Genomic DNA, 24,915 nt, shown 5'->3' with positions numbered 1-24,915 from the left:
GGCCAACCAAAAAACACTTTGCCTCCGCGTGCAGTGCAATATGTCGGGACGGTCGGGTCACAAACCTGCGCTGTTGTTTCGAACAATTGCTCCGCGATAAGCAACTTCAGGCGGGTTGTGTCACACCCGCGACATGCCTTGTTGACAACTTCGGCAGGATATCCCGACAGACGTAAATGCCGCGCTGAGAAGAAGTTCAGTTCGCGCTGAGAAGAAGTTCAGTTTAGGTGATCGAAACTGGATGCTCGAAGAGTGGGTCGGATCACTCTAAAAGATTCGGCCCAGGTCAAGGACTGCAAAGCGGCCAATCCGTGCCTTCCCCGCTGACACTTAGCTCGGCAACTGCAAACCCGTCAAATGACAGAAAGGCAGACGTCTCGAAGCGTTGTGGCCAGCTCTCCCATATAGGTGTCATCGTAACCCGAGTCATTCTCCAGCACACTTAAGAATGCACAGCTGGTGCCGGTGACCATATCCACCATGAGGAACTGCCCTCCATAGCCAGCATGACCGATTAATCGACCGTCGGTCATGGTCTGGTTTGAGTACTTGAGCCAATTCTTGGGTGATGTCATCGCTGGCGCGCGGCGGATCAGAGTTTCTTGCAGGAAACCGATGTTGGCCATAGGTCGACCGTGCAGGTCGCGGCCTTCCCGCGCCAGTAGCAACCCGAACCGCGCGAGGTCGCGCACGCTTAGGCAACCGCCACCAGAAAACGCTGGGTGCCCGTCCTTGCTGAGGCTGATGTGAAAGGCGCCCTCGTATCCTGCCGCATCAACAATTTCTTCGATTTGTTCAGCTAGTGGAATGGGCGAAACCTCGGCCGCTATCAGGGTCAGGACATCCGTGTTCGCGGATTTATAGTCGGCTTGTCGCACCCCCGAGTTTACCCTGAAACCAGTGATCGAGGCCGCAAATTCCGCAAGCGTGATTTCCTTTTCACCCTCGCCGGGCAAGCGCCAACCCAGAGCGACCTCTTCAGTATAGCAGTCGGCATCGGGGTCAGCATAATCCTCGGTGAAGTCGTTATCGACGTTCATGTCGAGCAAAGATTGAATGCTGGCCTCGGCATACCCGCTGCCGATACCCGGCAGATAGTCGCGGACCTGCGCGTCCAATGACAACAGCCCCTGTGCAAGCAGACGACCTATGATTAAGTGGATGTGTAGCTTTGTCACCGACTGGATCGAATGCGGCGCTGAAGTCGAAAAATCATCTGCGGCTTTTTCCAGAATGATCTTGTCGTTCTTTAAACAGCAGAACGCAGAGAACGCCGGATGGGCAAGCATTTGTTCCAGTTCAGGCACACGGGCGCACAGATTTTGCTCGGCGGCTTCCAGCTGCAAAACCTCTCTGGAACGCACCATGAGACATCGGCGGAACAGCCGATATGCGTTGTGGAACCCATGCCGGCGAAATTCCGGCTGGTTCCACCGTTGCTTGTTGTCGTCTCCAACAGCCAGATCGGGATTGGGTATGATCCTATTCCTGCTCATGACCGAGGCACCTGGATCAGGGCATCAACAGCGACGATGTGATCTGGGTAGACAAACATCGGGTTGATCTCGACCTCTGCGACCTGGCTGCGCGCCTCTAGGAACGCCGCACAAAACCGGTGCAGCGCATCCGAAATTCGCGGAATGTCCGCTTTTTGACTGCCCCGGTACCCTTCCAACAGTCGAGCTACACGGAGCGAACACAATGCGCGCTCGATCTCGTCTTTTGAGGCAGGCAACAACACAGTGCGCGCGTCTCGGACCAACTCGGTCAAAACACCGCCGCTACCAATCACCAAGCTGGGACCAAATTGCGGATCAGCACGCAGCGTGACGATCATCTCTGCAAGCGGCTTGGGCGACATGGCTTCGATCAGGAAGCGATCCGTCACCGCCGCGCGGTCATAAGCCGCAACCGTTGCCGTCATTGCCTTGATCGCCGAGGACAGCCCCTCCGCATCCTTGATCCCCAAAGCGACCGCGCCCGCTTCGGTCTTGTGAGGTAAGCTTGGTGACATCATTTTCAGTGCGACCGGATAGCCGATATCCTTCGCAACGCCAGCTGCCTCGGCCGCGTTGCAGACATGTCCGTTTGGCACAGCAATAGCCGTTTGCTTGAGCCAGGATTTACCTTTGTCTTCGGTCAATACCATTGGGCTCTGTATAGTTGCACCGGGTCGCAAGGCGGCAGGCCGGTCAATCCTTGTCCGCGCCCTTGCTTCGGACCACCAAATAGCATCACGCATGGCATTCAACGTCTCGTGAATACCCTGCATAGGTGCGACCCCCAGTTCTATGAGATGCCTGCGGGTTCCACGATCAAGATTTTCAGGTAAGGTCGCGCAGATCGCTGCCGGGACAGAGTGTTCCTGAGCGGCCTGCGCAAAAGCTGCAGCATCGTTCTGGTAGTAGATCTTGGACGCGTCCAACCCTTCTGCCGGGTAGTCCTGCACCAGAACAGCCAGATCCGCGTTAAGGGCCGATAGCGCCGTGGCAAAAACCGGGTAAGTCTTATCGCCCTGTCCCCAGATCGGGGTCGTATAGTCCAGCGGGTTGGAAACCGTCGCGATCTCAGGCAGCAAACTGGTCAGGCTTTCCTGCCCTGCAGAGCCCACTTTGGGAAAGCACACACCAATCCTTTCCGAGTGATCTGCGAGCATCGTCGCCCCGCCCCCAGAACAGGTAAAGCCAGCGACACGCCTGCCTTGCGGCGCGCCTGCTACGCAGAGGTACTTCAGCGTTTCCAGAAACTGCGACGGGCTGGTGACGTCGATCACCCCGGTGCGATCAAACAGTGCCTGATAAAGCTCGCTCGAACCGGACAGAGAGCCGGTGTGACTGACCGTCAGAGTCGCCCCAATGGCGGAATTGCCGGTCTTCAGTGCGACAACCGGAACCCCCCGATCCAGGGCTTTCAGCGCGGCGCGTTCAAAAGCAGCAATGTCACGCAACCCTTCGATGTGCAATCCAATGGCGCGCACAGCCGGGTCTTCAGCAAAGGCATCCAGGAATTCCTCAATCCCCAAGACCGCCTGATTGCCTGCAGAAACCATGTAGGCCATTGGCAATGAACGCGCACTCATGGTGATGTCGGATGAGAACATACCAGACTGGGTAACGATCGCTGCACCGTATCCCGGCGACCAGCCGCCATGTTCAAATGACCAAAGCGCGGCATTGTCGACATAGTTGATCATGCCATAACAGTTTGGGCCGATCAGAGCCATATCACCGGCGGCTTCGATCAGATCTCGTTCCGATTGTATGTCGCCAGTTTCCTTAAAGCCCGCGGAAAAACAAACGACACCACCTGCACCCATCTGTTCCAATTCTCTCAGGGCATCTGTCACCCCGGCCGCAGGGATAGCGAGATAGACGGCATCAGGTGGCTCCGGCAGGTCCGAGATGCAGGGAACACAGCCCACGCCATCCAGATCGGCGCGTTTGGGATTAACGGCCCACATTTTCCCTTGAAATCCACGCCGACGGGCTTCGCGCACGGCAATGGTCGCATCACGTCCACCAATAAACGCGATGTGGCGCGGCTTTAAAAGACGCTCAAGATTTTCGCGCCGCGCCGGCGTCATGCGCCAAGTGGCCTCAGGATGGACCTGGTGATGATGTGGCGTTGGATTTCGCTGGTGCCGTCCCAAATCCGCTCCAATCGGCTATCGCGCCAAAACCGTTGGATCGGCATTTCCTCCATCAATCCCATGCCACCAAAAATCTGAACGGCATCATCGGCGATCCTGTTGAGCATCTCTGAGCAGTAAACCTTGACCATTGCCGCATCTGCATCACCCATGACACCCGCTTCGGCACGTGCAACGGCGTCTTGCACCATCAGATCGGCCGCGCGCAACGTCATCGCACCGTCCGCCAAACGGAAGCCGGTGGCCTGAAACGTACCGATCGGTTTACCGAATTGCTTGCGCGTTGCGGCCCACTCGGTCGCCAGGTCAAGGATGCGTTCGGCCTTACCGCAGCAGGTCGCGCCGACCCAGATACGCCCCATGCCGAGCCACTTTCCCGACAGCTCAAGCCCGCGACCCTCTTCGCCCAGGATCTGATCCGGACCAAGACGCACATTGTCGAAACTCAACTCAAAAGTCTTGTAACCGCGATAGCTGACGCAATGCGTCCCTTCGCGGCAGTCGAACCCCGGAAGGCCCACATCGACCAGAAAAGCCGTCACCCGTTTGCGTGGGCCGCGTGGTGTTTCATTTGTACCAGTTGCAGCAAAGACAATCGCGAAATCCGGCATGCAGGGACCGGAGATAAAGTGTTTGGAACCATTCAGGATCCAGTCATCCCCGTCGCGTATCGCATTTGTCTTCATCCCCATGACATCCGAACCTGCGTCAGGCTCTGTCAAGGCAAAGAGCTCACGCTTTTCACCGCGCACGGCAGGAAGCAAATATCGCTCGCGCTGGTCTCCTTCGCAGGCCATCAGCAATTCCGTCGGGCGGGCCGCCCAGCTTTGTAGCGCATGGCTTGTACGGCCGTATTCCCGCTCGATCAGGGACATGGGCCCATATCCCAGCCCTCCGCCACCAACCTCTTCGGGCAGGTTGCAGGCGAAGAGGCCCAATTCATGCGACCTCGCCTCAATCTGGCGGCCGATCTCCTCGGGCACATAGCCTAGGCGATCCACCTTTTCTTCATGCGGATACATCTCTGTTTCGACAAATCGGCGAACAGTGCTAACCAGAAGCTCTGTTTCGTGACTGGTTTCCAGATTCATGGCAGCCTCATTCATTCTGCCTGAGCCCGCGTGTTTCGCCGCGACAGAATCGCAGAAACGGCAAAGGCAATCAGGGTGATGGCAATCAGGATCACGGCAGCGGCAGCCACTGTCGGATCGGTGTTTTCACGGATGCCGTTCCACATGCGGCGCGGCAGCGTATAAACGCTGTATTTCGAGATGAACAAGGTCACCACGATTTCATCCCAACTGAGGATAAAGGCAAAGAGCGCCCCGGCAAAAACCCCCGGCCTGATCGAAGGCAGGATCACCCGGCGCATGGTGGTCCAGTTGGAGGCCCCGAGATTCTTGGAGGCTTGTTCAAGCTTGGGATCAAACGTTGCCAAAGACGCGCTGACCGTGATCAGCACCATTGGGGCTGCCAGGATTGTATGCGCAAGGATCAAACCGGCGTAGCTGTCCAATAGACCCAGAGGGATCCACAACCGATAGAACGCCATGGCGGAAATAATCTGCGGTATGATCAATGGTAGCAGCAGAAAGGCGCGAACCAGTTCGCTGAATCGCGAGGAAACTCGCCATAGACCGATCGCACAAAGCGTGCCTAAAAGCGTCGCTAATGCGGAGCAGGACAGGGCAATCACGCCACTTTGGAAAAAACTCGACAGCCATTCCTCACTGGTGAACAGCTTCTCGAAATGACGCAGAGAATACTCGCCCTGCGGCATAGACAAAAAGCGTTTCGGCGTCAACGAAACAGGGATGGCGATCAGGGCCGGTGTCACTAGAAACAACAGCAGCACCCATGCCCCCACGCGGTTGAAAAATGAGAACAGGCCCGGCTTCATCGCGCTGCCCCCCCGAACACCGTGCTCAGCTTCATGAACCGCGACATGATCCAAAGCATCGCCAGAACGCCAAACAGCATGATGGCCGCCAGCATCGCCGCCGTGCCCCACTTCAAAGTCACCAGCAATTGAACCGAGATGTATTCTGCCACCATCAGCACCTTGCCGCCGCCCAACACGGCCGGTGTGACATAAAACCCGAGGCTGAGGATGAAAACCAACAGGGTCGAAGCCACAAGCCCCGGCATGGTCATCGGCAGGTAGACCCGCCAGAAGGTCTGGCTTCCGCTGGCCCCCAGGTTGCGCGAGGCGTCCATCACCCTCTGATCAATGGATTGCATCGAGACCAGCAATGGCAACACCGCATAGGGGATCATGTAATGCACCATTCCAATCAGAACGCCCAACTCATTGCGCATGAAGGCGATGGGTTCAGCAACCAGGCCGATGTCTTCCAATGTGACATTGACCAGCCCCTTGCGTCCCAGCAACATGAGCCAGGCGAAGGTGCGTACGAGGATGGAGATCCAGAACGACACCAATAGCAGGGTCAGCATGTAAGTCTTCTGGCGTTGATGGCAATGCACCATCGCATAGGCGATGGAATAGCCGAAAATGACGCTGAAGACCGTCGTGATGATGCAGATTCGTACCGTGGTCCAGACAATGCGGATCAACGCATCACCTTCCGCCAGTTTGGCATAGTTGCCAAACCCAGGCTCGGGGTCTGTCACGCTCAGCCAAAGAATATTCAGGATCGGCCCGAGATAGAGCGCGACCACCATCAGCAGCAAAGGCGCGATAATCAGCCATCCTGGGTGGATATGACGGTTTAAGGCTTGCATCCAGAGCTTTCGGAAAGGGTTTGGCAACCCGACCCTTAGGATCGGGTGACCATAAGCTAAAGCGATCAGCTGATCGCTTCGAGGAAGGCATTCACCGCGTCGCCGCCGTTTTTACCCCACCATTCAGGATCGTTGTAAACGATCTTGTCGATGTTCATGGCCGAGGTGATCGCATAAGGCTGTTGGTCCTCGGGAATCTGGCCAAAGGCCTCGGGATTCGACGGAGTCATGCCAAGGCAATCCAACAGCGCCAGCTGCGCTGGTATATCCTGCGCCGTGGCGATGAAATCCATGACTGCGGCACCAGCGGGGTTGCCCTTAGGCACGATATACGCCCCCGGCATCGCCATCGCCTGATTGTTCACCAGCTTGTATTGACCGTCAGTGTCGTTTTCGATGTTGCGACCCCGGTTCTGCCAGATGATCGCCATCGAGACCTCGTTGTTGACCACCATCGAGTGAACTTCCGATCCAGACCCCCAGTAAAGGCTGTCATCTTTGATCGACTGGATTTTGTTCAGAGCGCGGTCCATGTCAAGCGGGTAGAGATCGCTGCCAGCGACGCCATCGGCCATCAATGCGGCCTCGAGCGACCCATTTGCCCATTTGTAAAGCGCACGGGTCCCGGGGAATTTCTCGGTATCAAAGAAATCGGCCCAGTTTTGCGGTGGATTATCGCCATAGGCTTCAGTGTCATACACAAAGGCATACCCGTAGAGGATGATCGACACCCCATATTCCAGCGCATAGCCGGGCAGCGTTTTCTCCTTGGACACCACGGAATAGTCAATCGGCTCCAGATGCCCGGTTGGTCCAAGTGACACGGCGTTGAACAAATCCGCATCCGCCACATCGGCCGTCACATTGCCACTGTCGACCATTTCCTTGATCTTGCCTTCCAGCGGACCAGAGGTATCAAACTTCAAACCTTTGCCGGTTTTGGCGGTAAAGGCCTCACCGATGGCCGAGCCATGGCATTCTTCGGATTGGCCGCCCCAGTTCCACATCACGACATGGTCTGCCGCCGCTTCGGCGTCGCCCGCCAGTACCGCATTCATTGCAACACCCGAGGCACCGCAAAGCGCCAGAAACGTGCGCCGGTCCATGCGGCCAGCCTTGAACGCCTGGGCGCTTTCGGCAAGCATTTCCTTTTTGAATTGTTTATCGTGCATTTTCTTCCTCCCATTTGATCCGAGATTTGACTCGGCTTTCGGTCATGACGCCTCTGGGCGTTCTGTGTTGGGGTGCCTAGCCCGCTTGTAGCTCCACTGCTGCTGTATCCTTCCAAAGCAAATCCACCCTCACCCCCTCTGCCAGATCAGAGGCGTTGCGCCAGACGTCGATATCAACCTCAATCTCGGCCCCCTCGTCGGTGTCCACGATGATCCTCTGCATCGAGCCGAAATAGGTGATGCTGCGAATGGCGCCCCTCATCCGGGCCTCGGTGTTTTCGTTGCCAAGCATCAGATCAATTTTTTCCGGGCGAAGGGCAAAGACCTTCCCCTGTTGATGAATGAAGTTCGATTTCCCCAGAAAGCTGGCGGTGAACTGATTGATCGGGCGCTCGTACAGCTCTTTTGGCGTGCCAACCTGCTCGATCGCGCCGTCGCGCATGATCACGATGCGGTCAGACATCGACAGTGCCTCTTCCTGATCATGGGTGACATAGATGAAGGTGGTGCCAACGCGACGATGAATGTCCTTGAGCTGCTCCTGCACTTCGACACGCAGCTTTTTGTCCAGCGCTCCCAGCGGTTCGTCCAGCAACAGCACAGGCGGCGCAAAACACAAGGCACGTGCAAGGGCCACACGTTGTTGCTGACCACCAGACAACTGCCCCGGTTTGCGATCTGCAAACTCCTGAAGCTGAACCAGCTCCAGCATCTCGTCGACACGGTTCCGAATTTCGTCGGCGGGGCGTTTACGCACGCTTAGCGCATAACCCACGTTGTCGCGAACAGTCATATGGGGGAACAGAGCATATCCTTGAAACACCATGCCGAAATTGCGCTTTTCGGCTGGCACATCCGAGATGGACGCACCGTCCAGCGCAATCTCTCCTTTCGATACGTCGAGAAACCCGGCGATCATCATTAACAAGGTGGTTTTGCCCGATCCCGACGGGCCCAACAGCGTCAGGAACTCTCCATTTCGGATATCCAGGCAGATGTCGTTGACAGCACGGAACTGACCAAAAAACTTGGAGACATTGCGAATTTGCAAGCTACCGGTTTGGGTTGGATCAGCCATCCGCCCCCCTCAGGTTCAGCTTGTTGCGCGACTCTTGCGGTGTCAGGATCCGCCCACCCATCCGTTCGATAATCTCTCGGGCGCGGGTGACAAGCTGGCCGTTTGTCGCCAGAACCCCGCGATCAAGGTAGATGTTGTCCTCAAGACCGACACGCACATTCCCGCCAAGCGCGACAGCTGCGGCTGCCATCGGCATCTGCCCCCGCCCAATCCCAAAACTGGCCCAGCTGGCGCCTACGGGCAGTTGCGCCTTCATGGCCGCCATGGTCTCCACCGTTTGATCGGCCCCCCATGGAATTCCAAGGCACAACTGGAACATCGGCGGCGCATCAATCAGCCCCTCCTCCACCATCGCCTTGGCAAATCGGATATGGCCGAGATCAAAGACCTCAAGCTCGGGCTTTACACCCCATTCTTGAACCAGTGCCGCCATCCGACGCAGTGTCGGTGGCGTGGAAATATAGATCATGTCCGTGTCGGAAAAATTCAGCGTGCCACAATCGAGAGAGCAGATTTCAGGCAGGCATTCCTTGATATGGGCCAGCCGTTCTTCTGGTCCGATCATGTCGGTGCCCGGACCGGGCATGGCGGGATTGGACGGGTCTGAAATCCAATCGCCCCCCATACCTGCCGTAACATTGATGACCACATCCGTATCGCTTTCGCGTATTCGATCCACGATTTCCTTGAAGAGCGCCGGATCGCGCGAGCCCTGCCCCGTTTCAGGATCACGCGCATGCACATGCGCGGCAGAGGCCCCTGCCCTGGCGGCTTCGATTGCCGCATCAGCAATTTCTTTCGGGGTCACCGGCACGTGAGGGCTCTTGCCGGTCGTATCTCCCGCACCGGTAACTGCGCAGGTCAGCACAACTTCGTAGGTCATATCCGAGCCCCCCTTTTTACCTAGATTGCCGCGCGATTGACGGATAAAGATGTCGATTATCCGCCACAGATTAGGTTAGAATGGCGAAAAATCTGACCTAAAGCTTCTTGGTAAAACCAATGCATGTCGACATCACAACGCATATGGCTCGGGCTAAACGGCATGCCGTATTTGTCGTTGTCCCGCGTTTCAACCTGACCACGCTGATCACCATGATCGAAACCATGCGGATCGCAAATTACCTGGCGTCAGAACCGATGTTTTCCTGGGACATCGTCTCGTTCGACGGTCCTGAGATTGTTGCCAGCAATGGCATGACGACCGCAGTTGACACCGACTACGGGAGCCTCACTCCGGCAGATTTTGTGTTTGTGTTGGGCAGTTGGGGTACTGAACACTACGAAAACACCGCTTTACTCACCTGGTTGCGAAAACGCGCACGCGCAGGCGAAACTGTTTGCGGCGTTGAATTGGGCAGCTACATCGTCGCACGTGCAGGCCTGTTGGACGGCAAACCTGCGACTATTCACTGGTCGTGGTTGAGCGGGTTCCGGGAATCCTTTGATCGGGTCGATGTTCATGAGTGTCTGTTCACTATTGACGGCAAGGTAATGACGTGCGCGGGCGGGTTGGCTGGGGTCGATCTGATGCTAAGGCTGATTGAATCCATCAGCGACAGCGGCTTTTCGGGGGAGATTGCAGACCAGATGCTGCATCACCCCATTCGCGACGCCGCCTCACCCCAGCGCAGCACCATGGGCCGGAGCACGGAAACCATGCTTCCGTTGATCCGAGAAGCGATGACCCTGATCGAAGAAAACATAGAAGAGCCGCTCAAAGTGCCCCAAATCGCTGATGTTCTGGGTGTTTCTCAGCGTCAACTGGAACGCCAATTCAAGAAACACGTGGGCTGTACCGTGGTGCAATTCGGCTTATTGCGCCGATTGCAGAATGCTCGCCTGCTGTTGATTTCGACCGACCTCAGTGTACGCGAGATTGCCACCGCATCAGGATTCAATACACTGTCACATTTTGCCTATTCATTCGGTAAATTCTTCGGCCGGCGCCCATCCGAATACCGTGAGGCATGGCCGAAAAGCGAGCCGGCACCCAGCTGGCCCGGCTCTCTCTCGGATTTCTTGTCCATTCTGAACAACGTGCCCGCTCAAGGTTATCCCCCGCGGGACTGACGCAGAGCATTCAGCACTGCAACTATTTCGCGATCTCGTTGGGCTGCCATGTCCTCGAAATCTCGGTCGCCGGCGACAGCGTTGCAGCCATCGACCATGCGATCGCGCAATTCCTTCGTCAGCTCAGGTGCCTCCAACCGGGTCCAGGGCAGTTTAAGCGCCGGGCCGAACTGATCCAGGTTGGTGGCCATGCCTCCGGTACCACAGGCCACGTGAAAAGCCATACACTGACCCTGCGAGACCATACGAGGCGCCGGGCCGTTCATGAGTGCGATGTCGATGTCTTCCGGCGTTGCCTCTCCATTGGCGACCATATGCAGGGCCTCTCGCCAAAGCGCCTCTTGCAGTCGGGTCGCGACAAAGCCGGGGATCTCTTTTTTCATCATCAACGGGGCCTTGCCCGCTATTTCGTAGAATTCCCCGGCCCAAGCCACCGCCTCTGGTGATGTCTGTTCGCCGCCCACGATTTCGACCAGTGGTAGCAAATATGGTGGATTGAAGGGATGGCCGATCACACAGCGTTCCGGTGTCGCGCAAGTCGCTTGGATGTCGGTCATCATCAAGCCGGACGTGGAAGAGCCAATCACGACGTCTGTTGGCAAAATGAGCCCGAGTCGTTGATAAAGTGCCTGCTTGATCTCAAGACGCTCGGGCGCGCTTTCCTGCACAAATTCGGCGCCGTCCAGCGCAGCCTCCAGATCAGTGACAATACGCAAACGGTCAAGCGACGCGCCAGCAGCAAGGCCCAAATCCGTCAAGCTTTTCCAGGCAGTATGCAGGATCTCGTAGAAAGCATCAGTTTCGCTCGCGTCATGCAAATAGGCGGTCACATCATAACCACGCGCAAGAAAATGCGCTGCCCAGCCGCCGCCGATGGGGCCGGCTCCAATGCTGGTGATGCGGGTGATCGATGAGGGGTCAGGATACATCACTCACCCTTGAATTTGGGTTCACGCTTTTCGACAAAAGCCGCGACACCTTCGGCCGCGTCATCAGATTTCAGCATCTTGCGGTAGATCGGCATCGGATCGGTGCGCATCTTGTGAAAGGCCTGTTCCAGCGGCACGCACTCGATCTCGCGCTGCACTTCCTTGACGGATTGCATTGCAAGAGGCGCTGACCAGGCAATCGGGGCCGCCCATTCCCGGGCCGCTGTCATCAATTGATCCTTTGGAACCACCTTGTTGACCAACCCGTAATGCGCTGCCTCGGTGGCGGTCATGCGACGGCCCAATAGAAACATCTCCATCGCGATATTGTGCGGTATTCTCCGAGGCAGGCGTTGTAGTGCCCCCGCATCTGGAACGATGCCCAAAGGCATTTCAGGCAGGCCAAACTCCACATGATCCGCCGCAATCAGCAGATCACAGGCCATGGCCATCTCGAATCCACCGCCGATTGCAAGACCGTTGATGGCCGCGATAACCGGCTTGTTGAGCGCCCAATTCTCGGTCAGACCCGTGAACCCGCCAAACCCGTAGTCATCACTCTCCCACCAGTTGTCGAGTTGCATTTCGCCCTCGTTCAGGGCCTTCAAATCCCACCCGGCCGAGAAAATCCGATCTCCGCCCCCGGTCAGAATCGCGCAACGCAAGTCCTTGTCCTCGTGCAGCTCCTTAAACGCCGCGGCCAAGGCCTGACTGGTGGGAACGTCGATGGCGTTTACTTTGCCCCGCTCTAGTGTGATTTCCAGAACGTGGCCGTCGCGGTGTGTTTTGACCCCTTCTGCCATTGCTTCAGTCCTCCTTGAATTCCGGCATGACCTCGTCGCAGAACATGCGCAAGGATCGCTGCTGCGCCGCGTGATCAAGCCCCATCGAGGCATAGTAGATGAACTCGTTCACACCGAGCCCCTGATATTTCTTGAGCTTTCCAATCACACGCTCAGGTGAACCGAACATTAGGTTTTCTTCCAGCATCAAGGGATCATACTGTTCCCGGCCCTCCAACTGATCCAGCGGAATGGAAGCAGGAAAACCATCTTTGACATCGCCCAAATTGCGATAGAGGTTTTCGAACTGGCTCAGCAATCGTCGCACCGCCTTCATCGCGTTTTCGCCATCGGCCGCATTGTCGTAAACGCAGGAATGGCGCATCAGCGCAAAACGTGGAACCCAGCCATTATCCGCTTTTTCAATCGCCTCATCGAGTTGCTTTTTGTACAGCTCGGCCTCAGCGAACGGGCGGGTGAAAGGCCAGCAATTCACGTGGCAGCGTTCACGCATGGCGTAGTCATAGGTGATCGGCGAGCGCGCCGCGACCCAAACCGGAACCTCGGCTTGCAATGGTTTGGGCACCGAGGTTGATGTCGGGAATTGCCAATATTCGCCTTCATGCGCATAATCGCCCTTCCACAACTCGCGCACCGTGGGCAGCATCTCTTGCATATAGCGCCACGCATCAGATTGCTTGAGGCCCGGCTTCATGCGATCGAACTCGCGCTGATAGGCACCTGACCCGATACCAAACTCCAACCGACCGCCGCTTAAAAGATCCAGCATCGCGGCTTCACCGGCCAGGTTAATCGGGTGCCAGTACGCAGCGGTCGCCACCGCCGTACCAAGCCGGATCCGGCTGGTCTCGGATGACCACCAAGTCAGCAGTTGGAACGGGTTGGGCGCAATCGTCATTTCCAGCGCGTGATGCTCAGCAGCCCAAACGATATCGAAACCGCCATCCTCGGCGATTTGCACCATCTCCAATGTGTGGCGCGCGACGTCTTTCATATCAAGACTGTTGTCGATCCGCTCCATGTTTACGGCAAGTTGGAATTTCATGCTCACCTCCCTCAGCGCATTACAAACGGGTTCGCCATCGGCTCATCCGATGTGTTCATCCAGACCGTCTTGGGCCGGGTGTAATCGTAGATCGCCTGGAACCCGCTTTCGCGGCCATAGCCTGATCCTTTAACGCCACCAAACTCCGCTATCGGCGACACAACACGGTAGGTGTTCACCCAGACGATGCCGGCACGCACCGCATTTGCCATGCGCAAGGATCGCGCGCCGTCGGTGGTAAAGATGCCCGCCGCCAGCCCATGTTCGGTATCGTTGGCCAGTTCCAGCACCTCAGATTCGGTCTTAAAACGCTGGACGCAAAGTACAGGGCCGAAAAGCTCTGTATCGACGATACGCAGATCCTGCCGTGGGCAGTCGATGATGGTTGGCTCGAAATATAGCCCTGCTTTGCCTTCCGGCTGCTTGCCCCCCACCAGAACTGTGCCGCCCTCTTCCTGAGCGAAGGCAACCTCGCGTTGGATGTGGTCCAACTGTCCAGGGGTGCAAAGCGGCCCCATCTGAGTTTCCTCGGCCAGTGGATCGCCAATGAGGATCTGCTGCGCCTGCGCCACCATCCTGTCGAGAAACTCATCCGCGATGTCCTCGTGCAAGTAGAGCCGCGATCCGGCGACGCAGCTTTGCCCTGTCGCGCCAAAGATACCGGCAATCGAGGCATTGACTGCACTTTCGATATTGGCGTCATCAAAAACAATGAAGGGCGACTTGCCGCCCAGTTCCAATGAGACCTCGGCAAAGTTGCGTTTTGCGTTCTCCAGCACATGGCGCGCGGCATTTGGGCCACCGGTAAAAGAGACGCGCGCCACCAGTGGATGCCCGGTCAAAGCCCGTCCACAGGGCTCACCATGACCCGTTACGATGTTGACCACACCAGACGGGATACCGGCCATTTCGACAAGTCGCCCAAACTCCAGCATGGCCGCGCTGGCATGTTCGGATGCTTTTAGAACAACCGTATTCCCGGCAGCCAATGCCGGGCCGATCTTGACCGCTACAAGGAACAATTGCGAATTCCAGGGCACCACGGCAGCAACCACGCCCAGAGGTTCGCGCTTGGTAAAGACAAACATGTCAGGTTTGTCGATGGGCAGTGTCTCGCCGCTTACCTTATCCGCACACCCAGCAAAAAAGTGGAAAAACTCGGCAATGTACTTGGCTTGCCAACGCGTTTCCTTGAGCATCTTGCCGGTGTCGATGGATTCAGTTCGTCCCAGCTCTTCGGAATGATCCGCCAGAAGATCGCCCAGCTTGCGCAGGCATTTGCCGCGCTCGGTCGGTGTCATCCGCGCCCAGGGGCCGCTGCTAAAAGCAGTGTGCGCCGCGGTGACTGCGCGGTTGATATCATCCTCAGTTGCCTCTGGAACACGGCTCCAGACCTCACCATTGGCTGGGTTGACGCTGTCAAAAGTACCGCCATCCGCAGCGTCGACCCAGTCGCCATCAATCAGCATCTGATAGTTTTTGACATCAGCCATGGCGTGCCTCCCCCCTGATTGTTGCCTCCCTATTCATGTCTGCTTTCGCGCCTCAGGGTTATGAAAATACGACGCAGTCTGTCGAAAAATCCGGGTCTCGCATCCGATCATGGGTGCAGGCTGTTCCAAAGGGAGGCTTGGAAATGGGTAGCAAAAAGCAGGTTATCGGAGGTCCACTGGAAATTGGCGGACGGGTTCTGTCGCTGTCCCGCGCCATTCGGGCAGGTGATTTCGTTTTTCTGACAGGGCAAATTCCTATGCGAGACGGCGTGCCTATGACCGATGGCACCGTCGAAGAGCAGACCCGCGCAGTTTTGGACGACATCACCAAGACACTAGCCAAGGCAGGCTGCACCCGCGACGATGTCATCAAGGCCATGGTCTGGCTGCGGGAGCGCGACGATTTCCCTGGATTTAACGCCGTCTACGCCGACTATTTTCCAGTTGAGCCTCCAACCCGGTCGGCTGTGGTCAGCGATCTTCTGGTGGATGCCCGCGTTGAGGTCGAAGTCGTAGCCTATCGCCCCCTCAAGGACCAATCCTGATGGGCATAGCACCAGACGGAACCCATTTAAAAATGACAGGACCAGAAGGTGCGCCTGTTGTGGTAATGATCCATGGGCTGGGCCTGAACCAGGATTGCTGGCAATGGACGATCCCTGCACTGTCTGATCGCTTTCGCGTTCTCACCTATGATCTATATGGTCATGGGCAAAGTGCCCCGCCACCCGAACGCCCCAGCCTTTCAATGTTTTCACGCCAGCTAGAGAGCTTGCTGGACCACTGCGCCATCCAAAGCGCGGTTATCGCAGGGTTCTCGTTGGGTGGCATGATCGCGCGTCGGTTTGCCCAGGATGTGCCACAACGGGTTTCAGCTCTGGTGATCCTTCATTCCCCTCACAAACGGACCGACGCCGCACAAGAGGCAATCTTGAAACGGGTGGAACAGGCACGGTGGGACGGACCAAAGGCAACGGTCGAAGCTGCGCTGGACCGGTGGTTCACCGATGCGTTCCGCCAGTCCAACCCTCGTATGATGGAGACGGTACGCGACTGGGTCATGGCCAATGACAAAGCAATTTACCACACTATCTATCGCGTGCTGGCCGATGGTATCGACGAAATTGTTGCGCCAAGCCCGCCGATTTCTTGCCCGGCGCTGGTGATTACCGGTGATGAGGATTTCGGCAACGGGCCTGACATGGCCTATGCCATCGCAAGCGAGATTGCGGGGGGCAGTGCACTTATCCTCCCGGGACTGCGGCATATGGCACTTGCCGAAGACCCGGACGCAGTGAACAAGCCACTCCGCAGCTTTCTCAACAATCTGGATCTGAAGCCATGAGCACCAAAATCCTCAAAGGCCTGCGTGTGTTGGATTTGAGCCGGATGCTTTCAGGTCCCTATTGTACAATGCATCTGGCGGATCACGGGGCCGAGGTGATCAAGATCGAAGGCAAACATGGCGACACCAGCCGCGGCAACGGACCGTTCCGTCAAGACGATCCGGATCATGCCTGGGCCGGCTACTTTGTAAGCCTGAACCGCGGCAAGAAAAGCGTGCAGCTTGATCTGAAATCGTCCGAGGGCTGCGCGACTTTTCGAGAACTTGCGGCAACGGCGGATGTCATCGTCGAGAATTTCCGCCCGGGCGTAATGGATCGCCTTGGCCTGTCTTATGAAAGCCTTGCTGCCGACAACCCCCGGCTCGTCTATGCCGCGATCCGTGGCTTTGGCGACCCGCGCACAGGCCAAAGCCCCTATGCCAACTGGCCTTCGTACGATGTGGTTGCGCAGGCCATGGGCGGTCTGATGTCCGTCACCGGACCGAATGCTGACACACCCACCAAGACCGGACCTGGGGTGGGTGACATATTCACCGGCATGATGATGGCTTTCGGTATCATGACCGCCCTGCGCGAGGCCGAAGCGACGGGCAAAGGGCAGTTTGTGGATGTGGCCATGTATGATGCCATGATCTCGCTCTGCGAAAGAATGGTTTACTTGCATAACGTGACAGGAGAGGTGCCCGGACCGGAAGGCAACGGGCATCCATTCCTTTCCCCGTTTGGCCTTTACCCTGCAGCCGATGGCCACATCGCGCTTGGTATTGTCGATGACGCGTTTTGGCAGCTTTTGACACGGCTGATGGGGCAACCGTCACTTGGACAAGATGACCGCTTCTCCACAAGGGCGGCCCGGGCCAACCATGCTTCCGAAGTCAACAAAATCGTACGCGATTGGACCCGACAACGGACTAAGGAGCAATTGACGGCAACACTGGGTGGCCAGGTCCCGTTCGGCCCGATGAACAATATCTCGGACATCGCGGCCGACCCTCATGTAGCCAGTCGCGGCATGCTGGCGAAGGTCCCGCATCCGGATGCGGGGCATGAACCTTGGATCGTGGCAGCAAACCCGTTGCGGTTCGGTCGACACCGCCAAGGTGCACTGACGACCCCTCCTGCGCTAGGTGAGCACAATAGCATTCTGGAAGGATTGACCCCACCGGAGTCGACGGAACCCTTAGCCGGGAAGGCGCTGCGCGACGCCTTTGGGCGCTTTGCCACCGGTGTGACAGTGGTAACTACCCGGCAGCCGGACGGGACCCCGCGCGGGTTCACGGCGAACTCATTTACCTCCGTTTCTCTCGACCCACCTCTACTCCTGGTTTGTGTCGGTAAGCAGGCCTTGTCCTTTGAAACCTTCCTGCAGGCGGATCATTTCACGGTCAACGTCCTGTCGGACGACCAAAAAGAAATCTCGGGCCTTTTCGCGTCTCAATCAGCCAAAAAATTCGACATTGCAGCCTGGCAACCTGACGCGCGGAACATGCCCACGATAGACGGTGCGCTCGCCCGGTTCAGCTGTGCCCGACACCGTTTGGTCGATGCTGGTGACCATCTGATCCTGATCGGCCGCGTGGAGGATTTCGAAACGCGCGAGGGACATCCGCTGGGCTACTTTCGCGGTGCCTATTTCGATTTGGGGCTCAACAGTGCCCTGACAGAGGCCGCCACTGCAGGTGGTGTGACCGTCGGAGCGGTACTGGCCAACGAAGATCGGGTCCTACTCTCCGTTGACAAAAGCGGGCACATTTCAGTGCCGGTTGCTCCTGCAAATAACAATTCTGCAGATGGGCTGATCACTGATCTGTCAAACCGAGATTTGATTGTAGAGCTGGCGCATCCTTATGCGGTTTATCGAATATCCAAAAGTGGGACGCAGCGGATCATCTACCACGGAAGCGTTCATGGGCAGCCCCCTGACGGCATGCAATACTTTGGTCTCGGCGACTTGCCGCTGGAACGCGTACGCGACGGGGCTGAAAATTCGATGTTGCGCCGTTACGCAAAGGAAAACAGCCACGGTACATTTGGTTTCTACCACGGAACTGAAGTCGAAGGCGTCGTACACACACCGACCGGGCACCACAGCTATCACGTTTGACAGGAGAAGCAATATGATCCCCGAATTGCGCAAGGTAGTCACCTTTGATGAGGATATTCACACAGAAGGAGGCCGACCTTCGGAACCCGTGTTGCGCATGATCGGCGTGGCAGCGGTGGTCAGAAACCCTTGGGCAGGACGTGGCTTTGTCGATGATCTTTCACCAGAGATTCAGCGCATGGCGCCAGTTCTGGGAGAGATGCTCACCAACAGACTGATCGCTCTGGCGGGGTCAGGCGATGCGATAGAAGCCTACGGAAAAGCCTGTATCGCCGGGACAAGTTGTGAGATTGAACATGCCTCCGCGCTTATTCACACCCTGCAGTACGGAAATTATTATCGTGAGGCAGTGGGTGCAAAAAGCTATCTCGGTTTCACAAACACGCGAGGGCCCGCGAACACCCAAATTCAGATCCCGCTGATGGACAAACATGATACCGGGCGGCGGTCGCACTACCTGACCGTCCAGTTTTCAATCTACGACGCGCCGGATGTGGATGAACTTGTTGTGGCTCTGGGGGCATCAACCCGTGGTCGCCCGCACCACCGGATCGGCGACCGATACTCAGACCTCGCTGCCTTGGGAAGGGATGTGGAGAACCCGGCTGGGGTCTAGTTTGTTACGATGATGATGCGTATCAGGTAATTGGCTTGAGGCAAGTTGTTGTCTTCGATGCAGACCAACTCAGCACGAGAGCTGACAATCAACAAATAAGGATTGGGCGCAAAATCGCCAACGACCGCCGCCTCCTTGATGGGGTATTCTGGGTCGGCTAAACCGGAGTCACTTCGCGTTCAGCCGGAAGCGTTTAGAAATGCTCAGACACTCATCATCAGGCAGCGAGCGCCAAACATGGAGTTCGCTCAGGGACACCAACCTCATAAAAAGCGGCTTTACAACTACTACCCACCTCCCTTTTTCTAGTGCGTCTAGCTCATTTGGACAGAAATAACAGCAAGGAAGTTTGTTCCATGCAACTGTGTCAGCCACAGACAAAGCTCTCATTCGCAGCGGCTACATGAAAGCCTTAATCAAAACCTGTTGCGGACATCCTGTGTTTAGTCTGATAGGTCGTCTGTTGATGTGTGATCGCCGGAGCCGGAAAGACTGAAATGCTTGTTACAGTTGCTGTCGCCGGTTATCGATCTCTCCGAAATCTGGTTCTGCCACTTGCTCCCCTGACGGTAATTACCGGTGGCAATGGGGTCGGAAAGTCGTCGCTGTATCGCGCGCTTCGAATGTTGAGCGAGGTGTCACAAGGTAGTGTTATCTCTACACTCGCGTCTGAAGGAGGGTTGGGCTCCACAATGTGGGCGGGGCCTGAAGTGCTGTCTCGAGGGATGAAAACGGGTGAAGTACCCATCACCGGAACGACTCGGAGCAAACCAGTCGGCCTAAAGCTTGGCTTTGCGTCCGAAGACTACGGGTACGCAGTCGAGCTTGGATTGCCAGCAGAAACCTCAGCCTTTTCTAATGATCCTGAGATCAAGTCCGAAGCATTGTGGATCGGCGAGACATTGAGCCGACACAACGCGCTTGCAGAGCGCCGTGGCCCGTGTGTACGGGTACGGTCGGAGTACGGTTCTTGGAACCAGGCGGCCACTACCCTTCCACCGTTTGACAGTATGATGACCCACGCAGCCGATCCGAATAACGCATTAGAGCTGCTGCATTTACGAGACCGTATGCGGAATTGGCGGTTCTATGATCAACTTCGGACTGATCGTGAGGCCCCGGCCAGAAGGCAACAGGTCGGCACCCGAACTCCAATTCTTGCAAGTGACGGCTCGGACCTGGCGGCAGCTATTGAGACAATTCGGGAAATCGGCGATGTGGCAACACTTGAAAAGACCGTCATGGACGCATTTCCGGGAAGTTCAATTGAGGTTCATGCGAAAGATGGGTTATTCAGCCTCACAATGAAACAGCACGGGTTGCTGCGCCCGCTCAGCACTGCGGAATTGTCGGATGGGACCCTGCGATACCTGCTCCTCGTGGCGGCCTTACTGACGCCACGACCTCCTAGCCTGATGGTCCTAAATGAGCCCGAAACAAGCCTGCATCCTGACTTAATCCCACCTCTAGCTCGGTTGATCAAAGAAGCCTCCGCGCGAAGTCAGATCATCGTCGTTTCTCACAACCGAGCGTTAGCCAAAGCTTTGAGCAAGGGTAATGCGCTCACGCATCACCTCGGCAAAGCCACTGGGGAAACCTTTGTCGAAGCGGCGGAACCCATACCTTGGTCGTGGCCCAAACGATAGCCTTTAGGGAAGTGCTAACAACGCGCGCGATTGAGTTGTGCGTTACACGGAATCGCCTTGACCCACACTGACCTCGCGCGCGATATAACCGCATGGTTTCCAAATCTACGGTACAACTTGCCACTATCTTGTATGGCTTGAGTTCATCGATTGTAGTGGCCGAAAAGGTTCATTTTTCTGGACTCTATGTCCCGGAAGGTCTTTCGTGCGCGGAAGGCGCGCGGATTTCGGAGGAATATGGGGACCTTCGTGCCGGATACGTCATCTATGACGACGAGGGGCGCAAATCGGACGACGGGTCTTGTGCTTACGCTCAAGTTCAGGCTCTTCGCGGAACCGCGGTGCAAATCGTTGATCTGGCCTGCTCATTTGACGGTGCAACCTATTCTTACCGCCAGCTCTTAACCCCGCTTGAGAAAAATAGGCTGCTGGTTGTAAACTCACCAGACGAAGAAACCTCCACTTACCAGATCTACACTTTATGCGGATGGGTTCCTGAGAGCTGAATGCGGTAGCGCTCTCCCGGCGACTTCGTGAACTAGTCTTAAAGGAAACTCATCAGGCGGTTGGCCACACTAGATTTAGCAAAAGAATAACGACTGCAAAGGCGACCGCAAGTGTCAGCCGCTGTCTTCCCTTGCTCTTTCCGTCAAGGACACCGGTAAGCTGCATTAACCAATAGGTGGCGTAAAGTAAGGCACCAGAAGCAAGCGCGTGCGCGACATCATAGTTCATAGGTTTTCCGTCATTTGATGATTCCATAAATCTCAATGATGAGTGCAGATTCCCGTTATTTCCATGGCTAAGATGATCTCCGGGCCGTATTCTGCATAACCTAAATCGGTGCAAGGTTAGTTACATCTGGGTCGCCCGTTGAAAAGCCCCTCTATGGCCCACTTATATCCCTGCGGCGTCGCAATCAAAGAATAAGGGCAACGATACTAATAGGGCTCGAACGTAGTAGATGACGTATTCGCTAGGGTAGAACATAAAATGTCGTTTTCTACATTCGTCGTTGCGTTGGTCACAATCGGTTGCGTGCCTGTGAATTCGACAATCCACTAGTATGCTCGCCGACCATCGTTGAGCCGCTCGATATTGCTGGGCGGACCCTGATCCAAAACCACCGACAGGGTGTCCTGTCACGCGCCGCCTTGCCGGACGGAATCTGCACATCCCGCCAGAAGCAGAAAGCTGAAGATCAAGGCTGCGGCAGAGAGTGCTATCTAAGTTTTTCGACAATAGATTTTCCTCTAGCAGACCCGCACAATTGTTCTATTTCGATGCAGGAAGCTGCGCTAGCTGAGTCATTGGTATTCACGCACCGCGAGATCGGCGGCCTCCTTGGGAAGGATGAGGTTCCATCGCCTGTTCGCGATCTCCTCTCTGACCGTCACGGCGCTAACCATCCTGTTCCCAACTCGCAGCTCAAGGTCCTTTCCGATCTTCGCTCTTGTCAGGCCCGCCACGGCGAAAGCAGCGTCTTTGTTTAGCTCGAGCCGAAGGATCACTTGCTCATTGCCGGTCTCTTCGGTGCTCATTTCGCGGACAGCAGCAGGCATTAGAGCAATCGGGCCGATGGAAATCCAGTCAGGAAATCGCTCTACCACGCATACCGGGTAGTCCCCTGGATGTCTTCCACCGCCGAGGTCCAGGCAGTTGTCCTCCTGTACGGCCAGCTGTACACGCGCGCCCGCCCAGAACGCGGCAGTCACCAGCACTACCATCGCCGCGACTAAGGCGAAGAGCCGCATTAACGGTTCCAAAAATAGAGAAACAGCGACGTCAGAAGCATCGCCACTGCACCTAAGGTGAATATCCATCCAAGGCCGAGAAGGAAAAACGCTTCGCGCAGCACTCCGTCCTCGTCAATCTGCACACCTTGCACCCAATAGAGGACCCATAAAACCGCACCAATGGTCAAAGAGAACAGCGCCGAGATCAGGGTCACTTTCGCGGCGCGCCTAGTTGCACTGATCATATCGATAGTCTCCGTATTCGATCCAACGCTCTGAACCATCTTCAAAAACGAGAAACTCGGAACGGTCCTGGCCCAAGAGAGCGACGATAAAGCCACGCGGCGGCTCTGCATTGCCGAAGTAGCTGTAGGACGTCATTGCGTCCATCGTTTCACCGTTGACCGTAACACGCGCGTCCCAGTCGCTGCCGGTGTCGACAATGGCATATTCGATCTGTCGCTGAGTGCCGCCCCCGCCGCAGTAGACTACGCCTTCAGGTGCTTCCGGAAGGGAACCTGAACCCGACGAGGCGAGGTTACTACAACTGCGTTTCAACGAACGGATGGCCGCCGAAGACCCCTTCAATTCGAGGATCGCATACGAAATGTCCTGATCGGTCATAGAGAGATTGAGCGTCGCGTTAGCGGCAATCTGATCCAGAACAAACACGTAGTCATTGGCGTCATTGAACTCAATTTCGACGGGGTAATTGTCCACAACCCGGAAGGAACTGTTGGCCCGCCCGGCCTGAAACGCACCGACTTCAGCTGTGCCGTTGCTCATGAATCGAAACGAAAGCCCCTGCTTGTTCACGATGTCTTGGCTGTCTTCATAGCCTGCTGGAGCAAACCGTATGCGGTCGCATTGCAGTTCTAAAGTGATATTGTTCGCCTGAATGAATGCATTAGGGCTTGGGCCTGAACTAAACTGCCAATCTGCCATTGCCGACAATGGAGCAGCGAGCAAAAAGGACGTAAATAATGTGGAAAGCCAGTTCATTTATGACCTCATTATTGTAGAGAGCGAAACCGGCGGCTGCCGGTGTTCAAATTCGTGAGAGCCGGTTGACTCATCAACCTAGTGCCCAAAGCCACACCCGCTTCACATCTTTTTTCCTCTTGGAATAGGCGGCTCTTTAGACCGCCCGCTTCAAAGAGCTTATCCCTCACCCATGAAGAACACGGACGTGACAGCGCCGGACGGAGTCGTCTCGCAGACCCAGAAATTTTGCGCGCCGGGTACGTTCATGAGCAGGCTAAAGCCATCGTCAAGGCGAGTAACGTCGTTCACTGACGAACCGGTGACACCGACGGTAGAGTTGACATCTGCGACGCAATTGGCGCGCGCGACGGCCTCACCGTCACCAGAGCCGGGTTGCGTCGTCTCGACACAGCCTGCGACAGCCGTTGCAACGAAGACTGCAAGGCCAATTTTTGAATAGTTAGACACTTATTCCCCCCAATTTGATTCTGTTGGTTGTTGACAGTCGGAATAGCGAGACCCGTGCAGGCAAACCGTAGATTCTTCCTTAGTATTCTCCCAAACAACTTTACTACGTCCCCGCAAAACCTCTGACCAAGTCTGCGTCATAGCGTCAAACTGGAGCGGGACCGTATGCATTATCGCCTTCTTGTGACGGTCGACTCAGCCACCAGATCATGAGCACTGAGAGTATGAGTTGCAGAATACCGACAACCATCAACCCGGTGACACCGAGGAAAGCCGCTGGGCCCCTCAGAGTTTCAGGATCATTCGCGCCTTGCTCGAGCGCAGAGAACACTGCGATGCCACTGAACAGCATGAGCACAGTCGCGATGCTTAGTGCTGCAGGCAAAAGCAAATACCAGCCCGGTCGTCCTGTGTCGTGCAGTCGACGCCATCCAGCAGCCAGCATGGGTATTAGAACGGCAAGCTGAAAAATTGGGGTCAGGACTTGGATGCCTTGTCCGGTTTCGGGATCCGTCCCAAAGATTGATGCGTCGACGATTGCAAAGACGAGGCTTACGAGAACAACAAACAGCACAAACCACCAGTACTCAGACCTCACTGCACGCCCGGAAAAAACAAAGTACTTTCCAAAGCACGTTTTGGTTGCTTGAACAAATCCCATATTTCCGAACTCCTTAGAGCGGCGGCCCGATCTCTCTGAAATCATGGACCCTACTCCACGGCTTAGTCAATCGCCTTGGCACTGCTCCCTCAAAACCGGTGAGTGTCCAAATTCGCCACCTTAGAATCTTCTCTGAAGCAGCGCTCGGTTTCCCTGCTGCGGTAGTACAAAATGCACCTGGTAATCCCGACCCATACCGTGGCCTCCGTGTCACCTCATCATGCTTTTTGAGTGAAGCACGCTTCTGGGGTAAACCAGACGCGAAGACGCACGCACGGTGTTGTCACGTTAACTTCCGACCCACCAAGGAATGCTGATGCCCGGACTTCAAGCAGCTCGAGTGGCGGCATTCCAGGCGTCAAATGCT

The 24,915-nt window shown here is 56.2% G+C and carries 25 protein-coding genes; 7 read left to right on the top strand and 18 right to left on the bottom strand.

Features of this window, described 5'->3' with window-relative positions; translation table 11 throughout:
• Positions 1-353: 353 nt before the first annotated feature.
• The 8 genes from ACR0LN_RS21595 to ACR0LN_RS21560 form a co-directional block, all read right to left on the bottom strand.
• A complete protein-coding gene (locus ACR0LN_RS21595) occupies positions 354-1,496 on the bottom strand; it encodes a serine hydrolase domain-containing protein (RefSeq protein WP_170724912.1) in 1,143 nt (380 codons plus the stop codon).
• Positions 1,493-3,583: an acetate--CoA ligase family protein gene (locus ACR0LN_RS21590; protein WP_170724913.1), complete on the bottom strand. Its 2,091-nt coding sequence runs from the start codon at positions 3,581-3,583 to the stop codon at positions 1,493-1,495. The genes ACR0LN_RS21595 and ACR0LN_RS21590 overlap by 4 nt, the downstream gene beginning before the upstream one ends.
• A complete protein-coding gene (locus tag ACR0LN_RS21585; protein WP_170724915.1) occupies positions 3,580-4,740 on the bottom strand; it encodes an acyl-CoA dehydrogenase family protein in 1,161 nt (386 codons plus the stop codon). Before ACR0LN_RS21585 ends, ACR0LN_RS21590 begins: the two co-directional genes overlap by 4 nt.
• An 11-nt stretch (positions 4,741-4,751) precedes the next feature.
• On the bottom strand, positions 4,752-5,549 hold the full coding sequence (locus ACR0LN_RS21580) for an ABC transporter permease (protein ID WP_170724916.1): 798 nt from the start codon (positions 5,547-5,549) through the stop codon (positions 4,752-4,754).
• Complete coding sequence (locus ACR0LN_RS21575) at positions 5,546-6,394, bottom strand: ABC transporter permease (RefSeq protein WP_170667832.1); 849 nt, start codon at positions 6,392-6,394, stop codon at positions 5,546-5,548. The genes ACR0LN_RS21580 and ACR0LN_RS21575 overlap by 4 nt, the downstream gene beginning before the upstream one ends.
• 65 nt (positions 6,395-6,459) lie before the next feature.
• Positions 6,460-7,566 carry an extracellular solute-binding protein gene (locus ACR0LN_RS21570; RefSeq protein WP_170724917.1) on the bottom strand — a complete coding sequence of 369 codons (1,107 nt, stop codon included), beginning with the start codon at positions 7,564-7,566 and terminating at the stop codon, positions 6,460-6,462.
• Between the two features lie 76 nt (positions 7,567-7,642).
• Positions 7,643-8,644 carry an ABC transporter ATP-binding protein gene (locus ACR0LN_RS21565; RefSeq protein WP_170805148.1) on the bottom strand — a complete coding sequence of 334 codons (1,002 nt, stop codon included), beginning with the start codon at positions 8,642-8,644 and terminating at the stop codon, positions 7,643-7,645.
• Positions 8,637-9,527, bottom strand: a complete 891-nt coding sequence (locus ACR0LN_RS21560) for a beta-keto acid cleavage family enzyme (RefSeq protein WP_170570572.1) — start codon at positions 9,525-9,527, stop codon at positions 8,637-8,639. The genes ACR0LN_RS21565 and ACR0LN_RS21560 overlap by 8 nt, the downstream gene beginning before the upstream one ends.
• Positions 9,528-9,646: 119 nt before the next feature.
• Between ACR0LN_RS21560 and ACR0LN_RS21555 the strand changes: the two genes are divergently transcribed.
• Entirely contained in the window at positions 9,647-10,717 is a 1,071-nt protein-coding gene (locus tag ACR0LN_RS21555) for a GlxA family transcriptional regulator (RefSeq protein WP_170724920.1), read from the top strand.
• On the opposite strand, the gene ACR0LN_RS21550 is transcribed toward ACR0LN_RS21555, so the two are convergent.
• From ACR0LN_RS21550 to ACR0LN_RS21535, 4 genes are read right to left on the bottom strand one after another with little or no spacing between them, the layout of a single operon-like run.
• Positions 10,699-11,646, bottom strand: coding sequence for a 3-hydroxyacyl-CoA dehydrogenase NAD-binding domain-containing protein (locus ACR0LN_RS21550; RefSeq protein ID WP_170724921.1), 948 nt, complete (start codon positions 11,644-11,646; stop codon positions 10,699-10,701). The two genes, ACR0LN_RS21555 and ACR0LN_RS21550, sit on opposite strands and share 19 nt — an antisense overlap.
• On the bottom strand, positions 11,646-12,449 hold the full coding sequence (locus ACR0LN_RS21545) for a carnitinyl-CoA dehydratase (RefSeq protein ID WP_480432641.1): 804 nt from the start codon (positions 12,447-12,449) through the stop codon (positions 11,646-11,648). Before ACR0LN_RS21545 ends, ACR0LN_RS21550 begins: the two co-directional genes overlap by 1 nt.
• A 4-nt stretch (positions 12,450-12,453) precedes the next feature.
• Positions 12,454-13,494, bottom strand: coding sequence for an LLM class flavin-dependent oxidoreductase (locus ACR0LN_RS21540; RefSeq protein ID WP_170486588.1), 1,041 nt, complete (start codon positions 13,492-13,494; stop codon positions 12,454-12,456).
• Positions 13,495-13,505: 11 nt separating this feature from the next.
• The gene (locus ACR0LN_RS21535; protein WP_170724922.1) at positions 13,506-14,987 is read right to left on the bottom strand and encodes an aldehyde dehydrogenase; all 1,482 of its coding nucleotides are present in this window, start codon (positions 14,985-14,987) and stop codon (positions 13,506-13,508) included.
• A gap of 143 nt (positions 14,988-15,130) precedes the next feature.
• On the opposite strand from ACR0LN_RS21535, the gene ACR0LN_RS21530 reads away from it, so the two are divergent.
• The 6 genes from ACR0LN_RS21530 (at position 15,131) to ACR0LN_RS21505 (ending at position 21,205) form a co-directional block, all read left to right on the top strand.
• Positions 15,131-15,532 (top strand): RidA family protein, encoded by a 402-nt coding sequence (locus ACR0LN_RS21530; protein ID WP_170418304.1) that lies wholly within the window; start codon positions 15,131-15,133, stop codon positions 15,530-15,532.
• A 32-nt stretch (positions 15,533-15,564) separates the two neighbouring features.
• Positions 15,565-16,332: an alpha/beta fold hydrolase gene (locus tag ACR0LN_RS21525; RefSeq protein WP_254447392.1), complete on the top strand. Its 768-nt coding sequence runs from the start codon at positions 15,565-15,567 to the stop codon at positions 16,330-16,332.
• Positions 16,329-18,437, top strand: a complete 2,109-nt coding sequence (locus ACR0LN_RS21520; RefSeq protein WP_170486591.1) for a CoA transferase — start codon at positions 16,329-16,331, stop codon at positions 18,435-18,437. The genes ACR0LN_RS21525 and ACR0LN_RS21520 overlap by 4 nt, the downstream gene beginning before the upstream one ends.
• 13 nt (positions 18,438-18,450) lie before the next feature.
• Positions 18,451-19,053: an amino acid synthesis family protein gene (locus tag ACR0LN_RS21515; RefSeq protein WP_010443804.1), complete on the top strand. Its 603-nt coding sequence runs from the start codon at positions 18,451-18,453 to the stop codon at positions 19,051-19,053.
• A gap of 497 nt (positions 19,054-19,550) precedes the next feature.
• Complete coding sequence (locus ACR0LN_RS21510; protein ID WP_029622285.1) at positions 19,551-20,699, top strand: AAA family ATPase; 1,149 nt, start codon at positions 19,551-19,553, stop codon at positions 20,697-20,699.
• A gap of 92 nt (positions 20,700-20,791) precedes the next feature.
• Positions 20,792-21,205 (top strand): hypothetical protein, encoded by a 414-nt coding sequence (locus ACR0LN_RS21505; protein ID WP_170568171.1) that lies wholly within the window; start codon positions 20,792-20,794, stop codon positions 21,203-21,205.
• A gap of 52 nt (positions 21,206-21,257) precedes the next feature.
• On the opposite strand, the gene ACR0LN_RS21500 is transcribed toward ACR0LN_RS21505, so the two are convergent.
• The 6 genes from ACR0LN_RS21500 to ACR0LN_RS21475 form a co-directional block, all read right to left on the bottom strand.
• Positions 21,258-21,434, bottom strand: a complete 177-nt coding sequence (locus tag ACR0LN_RS21500) for a hypothetical protein (protein WP_157769979.1) — start codon at positions 21,432-21,434, stop codon at positions 21,258-21,260.
• A 572-nt stretch (positions 21,435-22,006) separates the two neighbouring features.
• Positions 22,007-22,453, bottom strand: a complete 447-nt coding sequence (locus ACR0LN_RS21495) for a hypothetical protein (protein WP_010443799.1) — start codon at positions 22,451-22,453, stop codon at positions 22,007-22,009.
• Entirely contained in the window at positions 22,453-22,680 is a 228-nt protein-coding gene (locus tag ACR0LN_RS21490; protein ID WP_170568172.1) for a DUF3955 domain-containing protein, read from the bottom strand. Before ACR0LN_RS21490 ends, ACR0LN_RS21495 begins: the two co-directional genes overlap by 1 nt.
• Positions 22,664-23,437, bottom strand: a complete 774-nt coding sequence (locus tag ACR0LN_RS21485) for a hypothetical protein (RefSeq protein ID WP_170603540.1) — start codon at positions 23,435-23,437, stop codon at positions 22,664-22,666. The genes ACR0LN_RS21490 and ACR0LN_RS21485 overlap by 17 nt, the downstream gene beginning before the upstream one ends.
• A gap of 159 nt (positions 23,438-23,596) precedes the next feature.
• Positions 23,597-23,887: a hypothetical protein gene (locus ACR0LN_RS21480; protein ID WP_170418286.1), complete on the bottom strand. Its 291-nt coding sequence runs from the start codon at positions 23,885-23,887 to the stop codon at positions 23,597-23,599.
• A 145-nt stretch (positions 23,888-24,032) separates the two neighbouring features.
• Entirely contained in the window at positions 24,033-24,548 is a 516-nt protein-coding gene (locus tag ACR0LN_RS21475) for a DUF805 domain-containing protein (protein ID WP_029622284.1), read from the bottom strand.
• Positions 24,549-24,915 lie beyond the last annotated feature (367 nt).

Source organism: Ruegeria sp. AA6 (assembly GCF_056542865.1).
Note: the sequence above shows the minus strand (reverse complement) of the source record. Positions and strands in the feature narration are given on the sequence as shown.